This is a genomic window from Bacillus sp. Au-Bac7, assembly GCF_021341655.1.
Taxonomy (GTDB): domain Bacteria; phylum Bacillota; class Bacilli; order Bacillales; family Cytobacillaceae; genus Niallia.
In genome coordinates this window covers 197,376-215,290 of record NZ_JAJTTG010000005.1, presented here as the reverse complement: position 1 = coordinate 215,290, position 17,915 = coordinate 197,376, and the positions used below count along the sequence as shown (strand labels likewise).

Sequence of the window (17,915 nt, the reverse complement as noted above, 5' to 3'; positions counted from 1 at the left end):
TTATGCACCGGCCTTTTTTTGTTTTTTAGTATTTGTAAAAGGCTTGTGAAAAACGATAATTAACATAGTCAGAATCTAGCATAAATTTAAAGAATAATGCTAAAATAAGATGATGCGAAAATGTATTTAATATAACAGCATTGAACCTTTGAAGGAGGAACCCCATTGGCTAAGGTATTAATAAAAGAAGTAATGGAAGAGTTTGATTTAGAACTAATCAGCGGTGAAGAAGGAATTAATAGACCGATTACGGTAAGCGATATATCTAGACCTGGACTGGAGCTTGCAGGTTATTTTGATTATTATCCTGCAGAAAGGGTGCAGCTTCTTGGCAAAACGGAGCTTACGTTTGCGGAAAAGCTAAGTGAAGAAGAGCGGGAAACAAGACTTACAAGACTGTGTAATGACATCACGCCGGGAATTATTATTACAAGAAATAAAGAGGTTCCGGCTGAACTAATTGAAGCATCGGAAAGAAATGCGGTGCCTGTTATGCGTTCAAAACAAAAAACATCTTTATTCTCAAGCAGACTGACTAATTTCTTAGAGCGCAAGCTTGCACCGACTACTGCCGTTCATGGCGTACTCGTTGACATCTATGGTGTGGGCGTACTGATAACTGGAAAAAGCGGTGTTGGTAAAAGTGAAACAGCTCTGGAACTTGTTAAAAGAGGACATCGCCTAGTAGCTGATGACTGTGTGGAAATCCGCCAGGAGGATGAAGGTGTAATTGTTGGAAGATCACCTGAGTTAATTGAGCATCTTCTAGAAATCCGCGGACTTGGTATCATTAATGTAATGACATTGTTTGGGGCTGGAGCAGTGCGAAGCGACAAAAAGATCTCCATCGTTATGTCACTTGAGCTGTGGGAACAGAACAAGCAGTATGACCGTTTAGGCTTGGATGAAGAGAAGATGAAAATCATTGATACAGATGTGACAAAGCTGACAATTCCTGTACGTCCTGGACGAAACTTGGCAGTTATCATTGAGGTTGCTGCGATGAATTTCCGCCTGAAACGAATGGGTGTTAATGCTGCACAGCAATTTACGAATAAGCTTGCAAACGTGATATCTCACGAAAATGAATGATAGCCTAATAGAGATAAATACACAGGGGAAAGGTGAGGAATAATAGTGGAGAATATACAGCCAATTGATCCTATTGCATTTTCAATAGGAGGCCTTGATGTCCGGTGGTATGGAGTAATCATCGGTACCGGACTCGTTCTGGCTTTGATTTTGGCCATTCGCGAAGGAAGCAGAAGAGGGCTTGGGAAGGATGATTTCCCTGACCTAATGCTATGGGCCATTCCAATTTCTATCATATCAGCACGTATTTATTATGTTATTTTTGAATGGGACTACTATAGTAACCATTTAGGCGATATACCGAAAATTTGGAATGGCGGTATTGCTATTCACGGTGCATTGATTGGAGCAGTTGTTACCACATACATATTTACAAAGAAAAGAGGCATTTCTTTCTGGAAAATGGCGGATATTGCAGCTCCAAGTATTATTTTAGGTCAAGCAATTGGCCGCTGGGGCAATTTTATGAACCAGGAAGCTCATGGTGGGGAAGTCAGCAGATCATTTTTAGAAGGACTTCATTTACCTCCATTCATCATTGATCAAATGTATATCAATGGTACGTATTACCATCCGACATTTTTGTATGAATCGCTATGGAATATCGTTGGATTTATCATTTTAATTGTTTTAAGAAGAGTTAACTTGCGAAGAGGCGAAATCTTCTTAAGCTATGTTATTTGGTATTCAATCGGCCGCTTCTTTATTGAAGGTATGAGAACAGACAGCTTAATGGTTGGCGACCTTAGAATGGCACAGCTTATTTCCCTGGCGCTCATTGTGTTGTCGGCACTTGTCATTGTTTACAGAAGAAAATCAGGATTAGCAAGCGAGCGTTATTTGGAGAATAGTAATTAGAAGTGAAGAAAGGAAGATAAGATGAACGGAAAAATTAATACACTGTTGTTTGATTTAGATGGAACACTTATCGACACAAATGAACTAATTATATCCTCCTTTTTGCATACATTGGATTTCTACTATCCTGGCAAATACATTCGTGAGGATGTTATTCCTTTCATGGGTCCAACGTTAATGGAAACGTTCGGAAGTATTGATGCCCAGAGAGCAGAAGAGATGGCAGCTAAATACAGGGCGTATAATTTAGAAAACCATGATAGAATCGTGACAATATTTGATGGTGTTTATGACACGATAAAGATTTTAAAGGAAAACGGCTATAAGATTGCGATTGTGACCACAAAGCTGTCTGATGTAGTTGATATGGGACTAAAATTGACGAAGCTGGATGAGTTTTTTGATGTGATTGTCGCACTTGACCATGTAACAAAAGCGAAGCCGGACCCAGAGCCTGTTTTAATGGCTTTGGAGAAGCTCGGTTCTTCTCCTGAAGAAGCAATTATGGTAGGTGACAATTCTCATGATATTCTGGCAGGGAAAAATGCCGGAACAAAAACGGCAGGGGTAGCATGGACATTAAAGGGAAGAGAGTTCTTGGCATCATTGGAGCCTGATTATCTTTTGGATAATATGAGAGATTTGCTCTCTATCGTTGAAGTGGAAGTAAAATGAGAAAAACGACGCGCTATCCGGTGAGCGGGCCGAACTCTTTATGGCATGTCTATAAGACAGTCCCTTTTCTGAAGGTAATTAAGAACTTTATCGTCATCCAGCTTGCTAGATACACTCCTTTTTTGAAAATGAAGAATTGGATGTATCGAAAATTATTGAAAATGACAGTTGGCAAAGAAACTTCCTTTGCCTTGATGGTTATGCTGGATATCATGTACCCGGAAAAGATAAAAGTGGGCAAAAATACGGTCATCGGTTATAACACCACGATTTTGGCACATGAGTATTTGATTGAGGAGTACCGGCTTGGCGAAGTCATTATTGGTGATGAAGTCATGATTGGTGCGAACACGACGATACTCCCCGGCGTGGAGATCGGCTCTCATGCTGTTGTTTCAGCAGGTACACTTGTACATAAAGATGTTCCTGCCGGCAGCTTTGTCGGCGGCAATCCGATGCAAATCATCTATACAGCAGAAGAGATGGAGCAACGGAAACAAAATAGTCCAAGCTATGTAGTAGAAGAATAATGCAGGGCGACTCTAATGATGAGTCTTATTTCAAAGATATTGGCTAACCGTCATGTTGTTTTGAAAAAGAATCATATGCTAGAGTTGCCTTTTTTATAAGCGGAAAAGTCAGAAAAAACGGCTTTTTTACTTGACCAAAAAGAAATGGAAGAGTAAACTACAAATAACCTTTAATTTGTTAGCATGTTAGCGAACTAAAGCATTCGGAATATTCTTCTTTATGAGGTGTATATAATGAGCAGCTTATTTATGTTTGAAAAGCCGTTAGGCATGAGAGACAGCTTACCTGAAATTTATGAAACGAAATATATGATAAAACAAAAAATGGATAAAGAGATTAAGCAATGGGGCTATCAATTCATTGAAACACCAACATTGGAATACTACGAAACAGTCGGTGCAGCCTCAGCCATTTTAGATCAGCAGCTTTTTAAACTGTTGGACCAGCAAGGGCATACATTAGTGCTGCGACCGGACATGACAGCACCGATTGCGAGGGTGGCTGCTTCAAAGCTGCTGAATGAAGACTTGCCGTTGCGCCTTGCGTATAACGCTTCGGTTTTCCGAGCACAGCAAAGAGAGGGCGGCAGACCGGCAGAGTTTGAACAGATTGGTGTTGAGTATATCGGCGACAAGACTGTAAGTGCAGATGGTGAAGGTATTGCCCTGATGATTTCTTCATTAGAAAAGGCAGGTCTGAAAAAATACCAACTGTCTGTCGGCCATGTTGGCTTTGTTCAAGCGTTCTTTGAACAAATTCTCGGAACGAAGGAAAGAGCCGATGCGTTGACTAAATACTTATATGAAAAGAATTATGTTGGCTATCGTCAGCATGTCGCAAGTCTTTCCTTATCCAGCATTGATAAGCAAAGGCTGAATGACTTTCTCAAGCTGAGGGGTGGAGAGGAAATTATCCCGCTTGCATACGATTTAATCGAAAATGGCAGTGGAAGCAAAGCGATTGATGACTTAAAGCAACTATGGGAAATTCTTGTAGACTACGGAGTGGAGAATCAAGTGAAGTTTGATTTGACGCTTGTCAGTCATATGAGCTATTACACGGGTATCCTTTATGAGGCTTATGCAGAAGGAGTCGGGTTTCCGATCGGAAGCGGAGGCAGATATGATCTTCTTCTTGCCAAGTTCGGCAAAAACACCGGTGCTACCGGATTTGCTATCCGCATGGATCACTTGCTCGAGGCTTTAGGCAGCCTTGTTAACAAAAGCGATATTCACTGCATTCTGTTTAGTGCGGACAGAAGAAAAGAAGCATTTGAATTAGCTAAACAAAAAAGAGCAGACGGTCTTAAAGTAATTACCCAAGATATAAATGGTGTCGGCAATGTGGATGCATGTACTAAGCAGTATGACGAAATTACTTTGCTTGTCGGGAAAGCAGGAATGGAGGTTGTCAAATGAACGATGTTTTAACAATTGCCATGCCAAAGGGCAGAATTTTTGAAGAAGCAGCAAAGCTGTTGCGGGAAGCAGGCTTCCAACTTCCTCAGGAATTTGACGACTCCAGAAAGCTGATCATCGACGTGGAGGAAGAAAATTTTAGGTTCATTTTGTCGAAACCAATGGATGTTCCGACATATGTTGAACATGGTGTAGCTGATTTGGGCATTGCAGGCAAGGACGTTATGCTCGAAGAGGAAAGAGATGTTTATGAGCTTTTAGATTTGCAAATAAGTGCCTGTTATTTGGCAGTGGCAGGCTTGCCGAATACGGAATTAAATGAAATTGCCCCAAGAATTGCAACGAAATATCCGAATGTGGCAGCAGCCTATTTTCGGGAACAAGGCTCACAAGTAGAAATCATTAAACTAAATGGCTCCATTGAGCTTGCTCCAATCATTGGCTTGTCAGACCGAATCGTCGATATCGTATCCACTGGCAAAACACTTGTGGAAAATGGGCTTGTCGAGTACGAGAAAATTGTTGATATCACCTCCCGTCTTATTGTCAATCCAGCAAGCTACCGGATGAAGGATAAGAGAATAAGCGAGTTAGTTGATCGTGTCAGCAAGGTAGTGAAAGCAACAGTGCAAAACTAGTATTTTTGGAGGGGAGACCCGAAGGTGAAAATAGTAAATGGTGTAGACAGTTCCTATTTAAAACGCTCAGTTGACGCAGGAACAGAGGAACAGCGACAGATTGTAAAAGACATAATAGCTACAGTGAAAAGCGAAGGCGATAGCGCATTAAAGGAGTATACACTCCAATTCGATAAAGCAGATTTATCTAACCTCCGAGTCAGCACAGAGGAATTAGAGGCTGCGTATGAAGATGTTGACAAAGACATGGTCCAGATCATCCAAGAGGCCGCCGAAAATATTCGTGCATATCATCAAAACCAGCTTAAAACATCTTGGATGATAACAAAGGAAGACGGCACCATTCTCGGTCAGAAAATAACATCTTTGGATTCTGTTGGTGTTTACGTTCCCGGCGGAACAGCAGCATATCCATCCTCTGTACTGATGAATGTTGTTCCTGCCCAAGTTGCCGGAGTCGACAGAATCGTGATGGTATCACCTCCAAATGCAGACGGCAAACTGCCAAGTGCAGTTTTAGTAGCTGCTCATATTGCCGGTGTGAAAGAGATTTATAAGGCAGGCGGAGCACAAGCAGTTGCTGCACTTGCGTATGGTACAGAAACGATTAAAAGTGTTGATAAAATTGTGGGACCTGGCAATATTTTTGTCGCATTAGCTAAACGAGAAGTATATGGCGATGTTGATATCGATATGATTGCAGGACCGAGTGAGATTGCTGTTCTTGCAGATGATACAGCAAATGCAAATGAAGTGGCTGCAGACTTATTATCACAGGCAGAGCATGATACAAGAGCATCTGCAGTGTTAGTGACAACCTCTCGTAAGCTTGCTGAACAAGTAGCAGCAGAAGTGGAAAAGCAGCTAAGTGACTTGCCGCGCAAGGAAATAGCTGAAAAATCAATCAATGATTATGGCTTAATTGTATTAACAGATACAATGGATCAAGCGATTGAATCTATTAATGCTATTGCCCCAGAGCATTTAGAAATTATCACAGACAATGCCTTTGAATTGCTTGGCAGAATCAAGCATGCAGGCGCTATTTTTATCGGCCGTTACAGTTCAGAGCCGGTTGGAGATTATTTTGCCGGTACAAACCATGTGTTGCCAACAAATGGAACGGCTAGGTTCTCCAGTCCGTTGAATGTCGACGATTTCCAGAAAAAATCCAGCATTATTTCATACAGTGAAAAAGCATTTGAACAAAATGGACATAAAATAGCTGCCTTTGCCCGTCTGGAAGGCTTAGAAGCGCATGCCAGAGCAATCGAAGCAAGAAATAAAAACAGGTAGCATCTTTTACAGGAGGGTTAAAAATGGGAAGAACAGCAGCGGTAAGCAGGAAAACAGGAGAAACAAATATCCAATTGTCCTACAATATTGATGGCGAAGGCATCTCCGAAATTGATTCAGGTGTACCTTTTATGAACCATATGCTTGATCTTTTTACGAAGCATGGCCAATTTAACTTGACCGTTCAGGCTAATGGAGACATAGAGGTCGATGATCACCACACAACAGAAGATATCGGCATATGCCTTGGGTTGGCACTAAAGGATGCACTTGGCGACAAGAAGGGCATTAAACGTTACGGTAACAGCTTTGTGCCGATGGATGAGACATTGGCTCAAGTAGTTGTCGATTTAAGCAATCGCCCGCATCTGGAGTTTCGGGCAGAATTCCCAAGCAATAAGGTAGGTACATTCGATACAGAGCTTGTCCATGAATTTCTGTGGAAGTTTGCATTAGAAGCACGTATCAATCTGCATGTTATCCTTCACTATGGCAAAAATACGCATCACATGATTGAAGCAATCTTTAAGGCGTTGGCAAGAGCCCTTGATGAGGCGACAACCATTGATCCTAGAGTAAAAGGAATTCCATCTACGAAAGGAATGCTGTAAATGCTTGGAATCATCGATTATGGCATGGGCAACTTATTTAGTGTGAGCAAAGCACTGGAAAGATTGGACATCCCTTACTTTATTTCTGAGGACAAAGAAAAGCTGATGGAAGCAGATGCTTTAATTCTTCCTGGTGTAGGGGCGTTTAAGGATGCGATGGTGAAGCTGAACGAAACTGGCCTGTCTGACATGATCCGTGAATATGCGAAAAGTGATAAACCGCTGCTCGGCATATGCCTTGGCATGCAGCTGCTTTTTGAAGAAAGTGAGGAGCATGGCCATGCAGAAGGATTGCACTTACTGCCAGGAAAAATCGTTCGTTTTCCAGGGGAATCGGCAGAAGGTGTGAAGTATAAAGTGCCTCATATGGGCTGGAATCGTCTCCATTTCAAAAAGAATTCTGATGCTACAACAGGTCTAGAAGATGACTATGTTTATTTTGTTCATTCTTATTATGCAGAAACAGATGATGAAATCATTATCGCCAGCAGTGAGTATGACAAGGAAGTACCAGCAGTTGTCGGAAAAGGCAATGTGTATGGCATGCAGTTCCACCCAGAAAAAAGCAGCAAGCTTGGGATGGAATTATTGAGCGGCTTTACGAAGCTTATAAAGAAAGGATGAACAATATGAGCTTTACCTTATATCCTGCCATTGATATGAGAGGCGGCAAGTGTGTCCGTCTCCTTCAAGGAGATTACGATAAGGAAACTGTTTACGGCGATTCTCCCTTTGATATGGCCAAAAGCTTCGCAGACCAAGGAGCAAAATGGATACATATGGTCGATTTGGATGGAGCAAAAGACGGCAAAAGAGTGAATGATTCCTTTGTAATAGAAGCAGCAAAAAAACTTGGTGTTTCTGTGCAAATCGGCGGAGGGATTCGGACTGAGGAGGATATTGTTCATTATTTGGATAATGGGGTTACACGTGTCATTATCGGCAGCATTGCTATCTCCAATCCTGATTTCGCAATAGAGATGATAAAGAAATACGGCAGTGCCATCGCCCTTGGCATTGATGCAAAGAATGGCTTTGTCGCCACACATGGCTGGATTGAAACCTCCGAAATAAGAGCAGTTGATTTAGGGAAAAGATTTGCCGATGCAGGTGCTGAAACCTTTATTTTTACAGACATTGCTACAGATGGAATGCTCAGTGGTCCTAATTTACTAGCAGTCAAAGAATTGGCGGCAGTGACGAAGAAGGATGTTATTGCTTCTGGAGGAGTCAGCAGCTTGGAGGATTTAGTTGCCCTAAAGCAATATTCCAAGGACGGTGTCGCTGGAGCAATTATTGGCAAAGCATTATATGAAGGGCGCTTTACATTGCGAGATGCGCTTAATGAGGTGGAAAGATAATGCTGACGAAAAGAATCATTCCATGCCTGGATGTTAAGGACGGGCGTGTCGTAAAGGGTGTGCAATTCGTGCAATTGCGAGATGCTGGCGATCCTGTTGAGCTTGCTCGGTTTTATGATGAACAGGGAGCAGACGAGCTGGTATTTCTCGACATTTCAGCATCACACGAAGGCCGCAAGACGATGGTTGAGGTGGTTAAGGAAGTTGCTTCTGAGCTTGCAATTCCCTTCACTGTCGGCGGAGGAATTAATTCTCTTGATGATATGAAAAGGACTTTGCGTGCAGGAGCTGATAAGGTTTCACTGAACACAGCAGCTGTTACAAATCCCAGCCTTATCAAAGAAGGAGCAAACTTTTTCGGTTCTCAATGCATCGTTGTTGCCATCGATGCAAAATATGATCAAGAATTGGGAACATGGAGAGTATACACACATGGCGGACGCACCCCTGTTGATAAAGATGTTATTTCATGGGCGAAAGAAGCGGTAGAGCTTGGAGCAGGCGAGATATTGCTGACGAGCATGGATTCAGATGGAGAGAAAAGGGGATTCGACTTAGCCTTAACGAAAGCCGTAAGTGATGCAGTTTCTGTTCCTGTTATTGCTTCTGGCGGTGCCGGTGATGCAGAGGATTTTCTTGATGTGTTCCAAGAAGCAAATGCAGATGCAGCACTTGCTGCTAGTATTTTCCATTATAAAGAAACCTCCGTGCATGAAGTCAAAGGATATTTACATGAAAGAGGAGTGCTTGTGAGATGACAGTAGACGAGCTGAAGTTTGATGAAAAAGGACTAATACCAGCAATTGTTCAAGATGCCGCAACAAAAGAAGTGTTAACTTTGGCATACATGAATAAAGAATCTTTGGAAAAATCATTAGCAACAGGAGAAACATGGTTTTACAGCAGATCAAGGAATGAGCTTTGGCATAAAGGAGCAACAAGCGGAAACACACAGCAAATTGCCGAAATTAAATTTGACTGTGACAAAGATGCCCTTGTAGTGCTAGTTAAACCAAATGGGCCTGCTTGCCATAATGGAACGGTTAGCTGCTTTGCTGAAAGTTTATATCAAAATAAGGAAGCCGCGATTGAGGAATTGGCAAACTATCAAATTTTGAAAGACTTGGAAGCTGTTATTCAAGAAAGAGAATTAAATCGTCCTGAAGGAGCATACACGACTTACCTGTTTGAAAAAGGGGTCGACAAGATCCTGAAGAAAGTCGGTGAAGAGGCAGCTGAGGTTATCATTGCAGCCAAAAACCGTGATACAGAGGAACTCAAATGGGAAGCGTCTGATCTTCTCTACCATCTGTTTGTATTGCTGAGGGAACAAAATCTTCCTTTTGCCGAAATACTGAAGGTTTTGGAAAATCGTCATCAAGAGAAATAATCATACAACTGTCTGATGGATTTTGAGCACTCAGCTTTATTCCTGAGGGCAGTTTTTTGTATGTTAGAATAATAATTGCTTCGGTATCATGGAAAGAAACATAGAAGTGTCATATTTCCAGTTATGTATATGTATTTTCTAGAAACAGCCTTCTCCGCATCCTTTGAAGTATGGTATACTACATAAGTTGAAGCAAAAGAATTGCTCTACGTGAGTTTAAATAGATTGTGGAGGATTATATGAATAAAGACTCAAATACTTTACAACCAATGGGTAAACTTATTACATTTAATCCTACAGGCGAATATTATTTTTCCAAAGGCATTAAAGCATATCATCAAAGAGATTATAATAAATCATTGAAATATTTGCAAAGAGCGATGCAGCTTGACCCAGGAGAACCGACAATTCTTTGTCAGCTTGCGATTGTTTATGCAGATATTGGAGAATATCAAAAATCCAATGAACTGCTTCATCTGATTATTGAAGAACTGGATGAAGAAATGGTGGAATGTTATTATTTCCTTGCAAATAATTATGCGCATTTAGGATTTTTCAAAGATGCTTATTATCACGCGAAATTATATTTAAAGCTGGAACCGGACGGAGAGTTCCGGGAAGATACAGAGGATTTGCTTGAGGTGCTAACATTAGAGTCTGATGATCTGGAAGAAGAGGAGCCTTATGAAGAGGAAGACCTAATCACCAGGCAGGAACAGGCAAGAGAACTTCTGGAATCAGGCAATTTCAACAGAGCTGTTGAAATGCTGAATAAAGTGATTTCTGATTACCCCGAATACTGGTCTGCTTATAATAACCTGGCACTGGCTTACTTTTATCTAGGTGAAGTAAAAAAGGCGAATGGCATTTTAGAGGATGTGCTCGAAAAGAATGCTGGAAATCTGCACGCCTTATGCAATAAGCTAGTATTTGCTTATTATGAAGGCAATAGTGAGAATATCAGTCAGCTTACGGAGATTTTGAAGAAAATCAAACCGATTTCTGTCGACCACCAATTTAAGCTTGGCACGACTTTTGCTCTTGTAGGGGAATATGAAGCAGCTTATTTCCTACTGAGAAAGCTGCAAAAACAAGGTTATACAGAAGATGCTACTTTTTATTATTGGCTGTCTGCCTCCGCTTACTTTGTCGGCAGGACGAAATTTGCACAAACGGTGTGGGCAAAAGTCCTTGAGCTGAATCCGGAAAAAGCGGGACATGAACCTTGGAAAGAAAAAGAAGACAGAGTTAACGGCTTCGAAGATCATATGCCTTCCATTTTAAAGAGATATTCCAGCATACACCAAGAGGAAAGACTGTTTGCTGTGTTCCTTACTTCCATTTCGAAAAATAAGGATGCAATCCTTTCTTCGGAACAAATGAAAGACAACAGTACGTTCACTTCATTAGAGAACGAGTATCTTTCATTTGTAAAGACAGGTGCAAGCACTAATCCTATCCTGCTGAATGCACACAATACTGCTGAGATTATTTACAGCAAGCACCGCCCGATTGGAACGATTGAGGCTGGCCTTTATTTAATGTGGTTTTCTGTTTTCATTCAAATCTTTCAAGCAGGTGAGAAAATGGATAACAGCAGTGCTTTGGCAGCGGCAATGGATTATATTTGGAGCAAGTACAGAAATGAAAAGACTTCCCAAAAAGAAATGGCAAGCCTTTACGGTCTGTCTACAGCAACGTTGCAAAAATATATTAAAATCATTAAAAAATATAATGATTGATAAAGAGAATTCCGCCATTGGAGAGACAATGGTGGAAGTTTTTCTTTTGTGAGCAAATATTTGGACTAAAGAGACTGTGTCTAATAGGATAGTATTAGATGGTAATACTACAAAGAGTGAGCTAGTATTTAAAGCGTGCGGTCCTGACGCGTGCGTTAATGAATATAGAGTGTTTAGATAAAGGAGTGTTTAAAAGTGGCGGAAGAAAAAATTTATGACGTAATTATTATTGGTGCCGGTCCAGCTGGTATGACAGCAGCTGTTTATACTTCCCGTGCCAACCTTTCCACATTGATGATTGAAAGAGGTATTCCAGGCGGACAAATGGCAAATACAGAAGAAGTAGAAAACTTCCCTGGATTTGAAAGCATTCTTGGCCCGGACCTTTCTAATAAAATGTTCAACCATGCAAAAAAATTCGGTGCAGAATATGCATATGGCGATATTAAGGAAATTATTGACGGGAAAGAATATAAAACAGTCAAAGCAGGTTCAAAGGAATATAAAGCAAGATCCATTATCATTTCGACTGGTGCTGAATACAAAAAAGTCGGTGTTCCTGGCGAAAAAGAATTGGGCGGCCGCGGAGTTTCCTATTGTGCAGTTTGTGACGGTGCATTCTTTAAAGAAAAAAGGCTGTTCGTCATCGGCGGAGGAGATTCAGCTGTAGAAGAGGGCGTTTATTTAACACGTTTTGCTTCACAAGTAACAATTGTTCATCGCCGCGATGAATTAAGAGCACAAAAAATTCTGCAAGACAGAGCGTTTGCTAACGATAAAGTTGATTTCATCTGGAATCACACAATTAAAGCAATTAATGAAAAAGACGGAAAAGTCGGCAGTGTAACACTTGTTTCTACAACGGACGGCACAGAGCAGGAACTTGCTGCTGACGGTGTGTTCATCTATATCGGAATGGTGCCTCTGTCTAAACCGTTTGAGAACTTAGGCATTACGAACGAAAATGGTTATATCGAAACAAATGACCGTATGGAAACGAAAGTACCAGGTATTTTCGCGGCAGGAGACATTCGTGAAAAAACACTTCGTCAAATCGTTACAGCTACGGGAGACGGCAGTATCGCTGCTCAAGCTGCACAGCATTATGTGGAAGAGCTTGCTGAATCATTACAACAAAAGGTGTAATGAAAAAGCTTTCAAAGTGTTACTCTCTTTTAATTGTACTGTAACAGTAGTGAAATATAATTCGGGTAACATAATAATAGAAATTGACCCCCTTTTAAGATATATATTTTGGTGCATAGGCATAAAGCCTATGCTTTTTTTTTGCGCTTTATTTAAAGAGAAATAGCAGAACTTATTTGAAGAAGGCATTTTATTGTGGGTGTTTCACAATAATAGTATAATATAAGAACTAAGCAGTAGTTTCATGCTACATAGAGATTACAGAATGTTTGAGGTGATAATAGTGCAGCGTGTGACGAACTGCCTGTTACTGAAGGATAATAAGGTGCTCCTTTTGCAAAAGCCAAGAAGAGGCTGGTGGGTTGCTCCAGGCGGTAAGATGGAGCCAGGGGAGTCTGTAAGAGACTCATGCATCAGAGAATTCCGAGAAGAAACAGGTATATACTTAAGAAATCCCAATATTAAAGGAATATTCACGTTCATTATCAAGGATGGCGACAAAATAACTTCTGAATGGATGATGTTCACCTTCTTCTCCACAAACGCTGACGGAGTTCATGTGGATGAGTCTGAAGAAGGAAAAATAGTTTGGCATGATATTGAAAATATCAAAAATCTGCCGATGGCAGAAGGAGACTATCACATCTTGGATTATATGATTCACGGCAATGGAATTATATATGGAACATTCACATATACGCCTGATTTTGAACTGATTAGCTACCGGTTGGATCCAAGCTAAAACATTAAAGGGGGAATGAGCATGGGTGCGAGTGTGGTGAACGAGCCGCAAGTTGTTATTATTACAGGTATGTCTGGGGCTGGTAAAACAGTGGCCATACAAAGCTTTGAGGACTTAGGGTTTTTCTGTGTAGACAACTTGCCGCCTACTCTTTTGCCAAAGTTTCTTGAACTTATGAAGGAATCAGAGAATAAGATGAATAAGGTTGCCCTTGTGATGGATTTGCGGGGCAGAGAGTTTTTTGACAATTTATTCAGTGCATTGGATGATTTGGCAAAATCCTGGGTAGTGCCGAAAGTGCTCTTTCTGGATGCAGATGACAGTACTTTAGTCAGAAGATATAAGGAAACAAGAAGATCGCATCCTCTTGCACCCTCAGGCCTTCCCCTTGAAGGAATTGAAATGGAGCGAGAATTGCTTGAGGAGCTAAAAGGCAGAGCACAAATCATTTACAATACATCGAAAAGCTCTCCAAGAGAATTGCGAGAAAAAATATTAATGGAGTTTTCAGCGAATAAAGATACGATTTTTACGGTGAATGTCATGAGCTTCGGCTTTAAGCATGGCATCCCGATTGATGCTGATTTAGTATTTGATGTTCGTTTCTTACCAAACCCTCATTACGTTGAGCATATGAGACCAAAAACAGGATTAGATGCTGATGTGTCCAGCTATGTATTGAAATGGACAGAAACAGGCCAATTTCTTGAAAAAGTCATTGATCTGCTTACCTTTATGCTTCCGCAGTATAAAAGGGAAGGGAAGTCCCAACTCGTTGTAGCAATTGGCTGCACTGGCGGCCAGCATCGTTCTGTTGCCTTATCGGAGTATATTGGCAAACATTTCGAAGGTGATTATCATGTCGAAATAACTCATCGTGACATGGAGAGGAGAAAGGACCAAAAAGCATGAATGAAGTGGAGCATCCGAGAATTGTAATTATCGGTGGCGGCACCGGCTTGTCTGTCCTTGTGAGAGGATTAAAGAAGTATCCTTTGGACATTACAGCTATTGTCACTGTTGCAGATGATGGAGGAAGTTCGGGCCGGCTGCGTGATGATTTGGACATTCCTGCACCAGGTGATATTAGAAATGTACTGGCTGCATTATCCGATGTCGAACCGTTGGTGGAGGAAATGTTTCAGCACCGGTTTTCGAACAGCAAGGATTTAAATGGACACTCTTTAGGCAACTTGATTATTGCAGCGATGACATCGATTACTGGTAATTTCACCTATGCCATTCAGGAAATGAGCAAAGTGCTTAATGTGCGCGGAAAAGTATTGCCGGCTACAAGCCACAGTGTAGTTTTAAATGCAAGAATGGAAGATGGTTCAATCGTTACAGGTGAGTCAAGAATTCCCGAGAGCGGGAAGAAAATAAAAGAGGTGTTTTTAACACCGGAACATGCGACGCCGCTGCCTGAAGCAATTCAGGCAATCCGTCATGCAGACTTGATTGTGATTGGACCGGGAAGTCTTTATACGAGCATCCTTCCAAATCTTGTTGTGCCTGAAATAAGCAGGGAAATCATGACAGCAGCTGCAAAGAAAGTTTATATTTGCAACATCATGACACAAGCCGGCGAAACTCTTGATTACTCAGCGAGCGATCATGTTAAGGCTATTTATGAGCATATGCCAGAGCCTTTTTTAAACACAATATTGGTAAATAAAGAAAATATCCCAGCGAACGTTCTGGAACGGTATAATGAAGAGAAAGCAAAACCTGTCTTTTTTGATACAGAGAAATTAGAGAAGCTTGGACTAGAAGTCATTCTTGGAGAAATTATCAGCCTGGAGGAAAAGGTCATCCGCCATAACACGTTGGAAGTGGCGAAAATCCTCTATTCTATGCTTGATCCAGAACTGAAAGCCGATCAATAACAGGGAATAGGGTTTGCGTTTTAAAATGGGGGTGAAGGTATGTCTTTCGCTTCAGAGACGAAAAAAGAATTAACGACTATTGAAGTTAAAGATTGCTGCGGCAGGGCAGAGCTGTCTGCCCTGATCCAGATGAATGGCACTTTATCCTTTTCCAACCAAAAGCTGGTGGTGGACATTCAGACAGAAAATGCCGCGATTGCAAGAAGAATATATACACTCATCAAAAAGTATTACGACATACCTGTCGAGCTGTTGGTGAGAAAGAAGATGCGACTCAAAAAAAACAATGTGTATATTGTAAGACTTTCCACGAAAGCGAAGGAAATTTTGGAAAGTTTGAGCATTTTAACAGAGGGCTTTATGTTTACACATGAAATTGCAGAAGACCTTGTTAAGAAAAAATGCTGCAAACGCTCCTATTTGAGAGGGGCCTTTCTTGCGGGAGGCTCTGTCAATAACCCGGAAACATCCTCCTATCATTTGGAAATAACATCACTTTACAAAGAGCATATTGTTGCATTGAGCAATCTGATGAATACTTTCGATTTAAACAGCAAAGTGCTGGAGAGAAAGAAAGGCTTCATCACATATTTGAAAGAAGCGGAAAAAATTACAGAATTCCTAAATATCATCGGTGCTCACGGAGCTTTGCTTCGCTTTGAGGATATCCGGATTGTCAGGGATATGAGAAATTCTGTTAACAGGCTTGTTAACTGTGAGACTGCCAACCTGAACAAAACAATTGGCGCCGCATTGAGACAGGTGGAAAATATCCGCTTTATTGAACGGACGGTTGGACTTCAAGTGCTCCCAGACAGGCTGCGTGAAATTGCCGAGCTGAGAGTAGCTTATCAGGATGTGACTTTAAAGGAGCTTGGCGAAATGGTTTCCTCCGGGAATATCAGTAAATCCGGTATTAACCACAGGCTGAGAAAAATAGATGAAATTGCTGATGCGCTACGCAGAGGAGAACAAGTATAATAAGTATAGAGGGATAATATATCTTAAAACTTTAAGTTGTAAGGGTATATTATCCTCCTTGTATATTTTAAATCGGGGAGGAGATTTCAGGTGGTAGAAAGAGATATTAAAGTAACATTGAAATCAGGCTTACAAGCAAGACCTGCAGCGATATTTGTTCAAGAAGCGACAAACTATGTTTCTGAAGTTTATATTGAGAAAGAAGGAAGAAGAGTAAACGCGAAGAGTATCATGGGAATTATGGGCCTGGCGATACACTCAGGTGCGGACATTAAACTTATTATTGATGGCAGCGATGAATTGGAAGCGCTTAAAACATTGGAAAAATTATTATAAAAACACCTCGCGCTTTATTGCGAGGTGTTCCTTTTTTTATTATTTATCTTTTTTGTCTGACAGTTCATTGCGAGTGATAATATTGTCAATTAAACCATACTCTTTCGCTCTTTCTGCTGTCATGAAATTATCACGCTCTGTGTCTTTTGCGATAATATCGATTGGCTGGCCAGTACGCTCTGCAAGGATACCATTCAGCTTGTCACGCAAGAACAGGATGCGTTTTGCAGCAATTTCGATTTCTGTAGCTTGACCTTGTGCTCCGCCAAGTGGCTGATGAATCATAACTTCAGCGTTTGGAAGGGCATAACGTTTGCCTTTTTCACCAGCTGCAAGCAAGAAAGCACCCATAGAAGCAGCCATACCGATGCAGATTGTTTGTACATTCGGCTTGATGAACTGCATTGTGTCATAAATAGCCATCCCAGCAGTAATGCTACCGCCAGGGCTGTTAATGTATAGGGAAACGTCCTTTTCAGGATTTTCAGCATCTAGGAACAAGAGCTGTGAAACGATAGAGTTAGCAACATTATCGTCAATCGCACTTCCAAGCATGATGATGCGGTCTTTTAACAGACGGGAATAAATATCATAAGCGCGTTCCCCTCTATTCGTTTGTTCGATAACTGTAGGGATTAAGTTCATAAAAAAATCCTCCTTTAAAAATAAATTTTGCTTTATAAGTATGTGTTTCTTCAGTAGTGAAATAAATTCATTACTGTATGTAATCCTAATGATACACGGATGGTCAATTAAGGTCAAACGTTTACGTTCGGATACAGCAAAATATCCTTCGACACTTTATGTCACTGTCATTCCATTCATGTTTTTACAATAAGATTTTATCCTTACCATGATACCCAGACTGGATATTTTTAAACAATTATTCCTTGCATTAAAGCGAAACATATCATATAATCAAAACGTTCTTTAAAAAATTCTGCCCTCGTGGTGTAATGGATAGCACGCAAGATTCCGGTTCTTGAAATAGGGGTTCGATTCCCTTCGAGGGCGCTATTTGAAAAAAAGACTGTTGACAATCTCTTTTTGGGATTTTCGACAGTCTTTTTTTGTTTGAATTCCTTTGAGAGTGAGGATATAGAATTCCGCTCCTATTACAGGGACGAGCTATCTAACCATTTCTAAATCTTTATCCTTTTTTGCTGCTGTTCCTGTTTATATAGAATGAAAGCAATGAAAACGTGATGAAAT

At 40.9% G+C, this 17,915-nt stretch carries 20 protein-coding genes and 1 tRNA gene; 20 read left to right on the top strand and 1 reads right to left on the bottom strand.

The features are described from left to right. Window positions 1-165: 165 nt before the first annotated feature. The 19 genes from hprK to LXM54_RS17890 all read left to right on the top strand — a co-directional run bounded on the left by hprK (window position 166) and on the right by LXM54_RS17890 (window position 16,703). Window positions 166-1,092, top strand: coding sequence for an HPr(Ser) kinase/phosphatase (gene hprK / locus LXM54_RS17980; RefSeq protein ID WP_233316620.1), 927 nt, complete (start codon window positions 166-168; stop codon window positions 1,090-1,092). 42 nt (window positions 1,093-1,134) lie between these two features. Then, complete coding sequence (lgt, locus tag LXM54_RS17975) at window positions 1,135-1,950, top strand: prolipoprotein diacylglyceryl transferase (protein ID WP_233316631.1); 816 nt, start codon at window positions 1,135-1,137, stop codon at window positions 1,948-1,950. A 21-nt stretch (window positions 1,951-1,971) separates the two neighbouring features. Beyond that, window positions 1,972-2,625, top strand: coding sequence for a pyrophosphatase PpaX (ppaX, locus tag LXM54_RS17970; protein ID WP_233316619.1), 654 nt, complete (start codon window positions 1,972-1,974; stop codon window positions 2,623-2,625). Further along, the gene (locus LXM54_RS17965; RefSeq protein ID WP_233316618.1) at window positions 2,622-3,155 is read left to right on the top strand and encodes an acyltransferase; all 534 of its coding nucleotides are present in this window, start codon (window positions 2,622-2,624) and stop codon (window positions 3,153-3,155) included. The genes ppaX and LXM54_RS17965 overlap by 4 nt, the downstream gene beginning before the upstream one ends. Before the next feature lie 234 nt (window positions 3,156-3,389). After that, window positions 3,390-4,574 (top strand): ATP phosphoribosyltransferase regulatory subunit, encoded by a 1,185-nt coding sequence (locus tag LXM54_RS17960; RefSeq protein ID WP_233316617.1) that lies wholly within the window; start codon window positions 3,390-3,392, stop codon window positions 4,572-4,574. Beyond that, a complete protein-coding gene (gene hisG / locus LXM54_RS17955) occupies window positions 4,571-5,212 on the top strand; it encodes an ATP phosphoribosyltransferase (RefSeq protein WP_233316616.1) in 642 nt (213 codons plus the stop codon). Before LXM54_RS17960 ends, hisG begins: the two co-directional genes overlap by 4 nt. Window positions 5,213-5,236: 24 nt before the next feature. Further along, window positions 5,237-6,508 (top strand): histidinol dehydrogenase, encoded by a 1,272-nt coding sequence (hisD, locus tag LXM54_RS17950; RefSeq protein ID WP_192486576.1) that lies wholly within the window; start codon window positions 5,237-5,239, stop codon window positions 6,506-6,508. A 23-nt stretch (window positions 6,509-6,531) separates the two neighbouring features. Then, a complete protein-coding gene (gene hisB, locus LXM54_RS17945; RefSeq protein ID WP_192486577.1) occupies window positions 6,532-7,119 on the top strand; it encodes an imidazoleglycerol-phosphate dehydratase HisB in 588 nt (195 codons plus the stop codon). Continuing rightward, window positions 7,120-7,743: an imidazole glycerol phosphate synthase subunit HisH gene (gene hisH, locus LXM54_RS17940; protein WP_192486578.1), complete on the top strand. Its 624-nt coding sequence runs from the start codon at window positions 7,120-7,122 to the stop codon at window positions 7,741-7,743. It abuts the gene before it with no gap. 5 nt (window positions 7,744-7,748) lie between these two features. Then, complete coding sequence (hisA, locus tag LXM54_RS17935; RefSeq protein ID WP_192486579.1) at window positions 7,749-8,480, top strand: 1-(5-phosphoribosyl)-5-[(5-phosphoribosylamino)methylideneamino]imidazole-4-carboxamide isomerase; 732 nt, start codon at window positions 7,749-7,751, stop codon at window positions 8,478-8,480. Next, window positions 8,480-9,238, top strand: coding sequence for an imidazole glycerol phosphate synthase subunit HisF (hisF, locus tag LXM54_RS17930; protein WP_233316615.1), 759 nt, complete (start codon window positions 8,480-8,482; stop codon window positions 9,236-9,238). Before hisA ends, hisF begins: the two co-directional genes overlap by 1 nt. Then, window positions 9,235-9,870: a bifunctional phosphoribosyl-AMP cyclohydrolase/phosphoribosyl-ATP diphosphatase HisIE gene (gene hisIE / locus LXM54_RS17925; RefSeq protein WP_192486581.1), complete on the top strand. Its 636-nt coding sequence runs from the start codon at window positions 9,235-9,237 to the stop codon at window positions 9,868-9,870. The genes hisF and hisIE overlap by 4 nt, the downstream gene beginning before the upstream one ends. A gap of 239 nt (window positions 9,871-10,109) precedes the next feature. Further along, window positions 10,110-11,612: a tetratricopeptide repeat protein gene (locus tag LXM54_RS17920; RefSeq protein ID WP_233316614.1), complete on the top strand. Its 1,503-nt coding sequence runs from the start codon at window positions 10,110-10,112 to the stop codon at window positions 11,610-11,612. Window positions 11,613-11,807: 195 nt separating this feature from the next. After that, window positions 11,808-12,758: a thioredoxin-disulfide reductase gene (trxB, locus tag LXM54_RS17915; RefSeq protein ID WP_233316613.1), complete on the top strand. Its 951-nt coding sequence runs from the start codon at window positions 11,808-11,810 to the stop codon at window positions 12,756-12,758. Between the two features lie 283 nt (window positions 12,759-13,041). Then, window positions 13,042-13,500, top strand: a complete 459-nt coding sequence (locus LXM54_RS17910; protein WP_192486584.1) for an NUDIX hydrolase — start codon at window positions 13,042-13,044, stop codon at window positions 13,498-13,500. Window positions 13,501-13,515: 15 nt separating this feature from the next. Beyond that, window positions 13,516-14,412: an RNase adapter RapZ gene (gene rapZ / locus LXM54_RS17905; protein WP_233316612.1), complete on the top strand. Its 897-nt coding sequence runs from the start codon at window positions 13,516-13,518 to the stop codon at window positions 14,410-14,412. After that, window positions 14,409-15,386, top strand: coding sequence for a gluconeogenesis factor YvcK family protein (locus LXM54_RS17900; RefSeq protein WP_233316611.1), 978 nt, complete (start codon window positions 14,409-14,411; stop codon window positions 15,384-15,386). Before rapZ ends, LXM54_RS17900 begins: the two co-directional genes overlap by 4 nt. Before the next feature lie 39 nt (window positions 15,387-15,425). After that, window positions 15,426-16,367 (top strand): DNA-binding protein WhiA, encoded by a 942-nt coding sequence (gene whiA, locus LXM54_RS17895; protein WP_233316610.1) that lies wholly within the window; start codon window positions 15,426-15,428, stop codon window positions 16,365-16,367. 90 nt (window positions 16,368-16,457) lie between these two features. Further along, a complete protein-coding gene (locus tag LXM54_RS17890) occupies window positions 16,458-16,703 on the top strand; it encodes an HPr family phosphocarrier protein (RefSeq protein ID WP_233316609.1) in 246 nt (81 codons plus the stop codon). A gap of 39 nt (window positions 16,704-16,742) precedes the next feature. On the opposite strand, the gene clpP is transcribed toward LXM54_RS17890, so the two are convergent. Beyond that, window positions 16,743-17,348, bottom strand: a complete 606-nt coding sequence (gene clpP, locus LXM54_RS17885; RefSeq protein WP_233316608.1) for an ATP-dependent Clp endopeptidase proteolytic subunit ClpP — start codon at window positions 17,346-17,348, stop codon at window positions 16,743-16,745. 297 nt (window positions 17,349-17,645) lie between these two features. On the opposite strand from clpP, the gene LXM54_RS17880 reads away from it, so the two are divergent. Next, window positions 17,646-17,717: transfer RNA gene (locus tag LXM54_RS17880), tRNA-Arg, on the top strand. The last annotated feature ends 198 nt before the right edge of the window (window positions 17,718-17,915 follow it).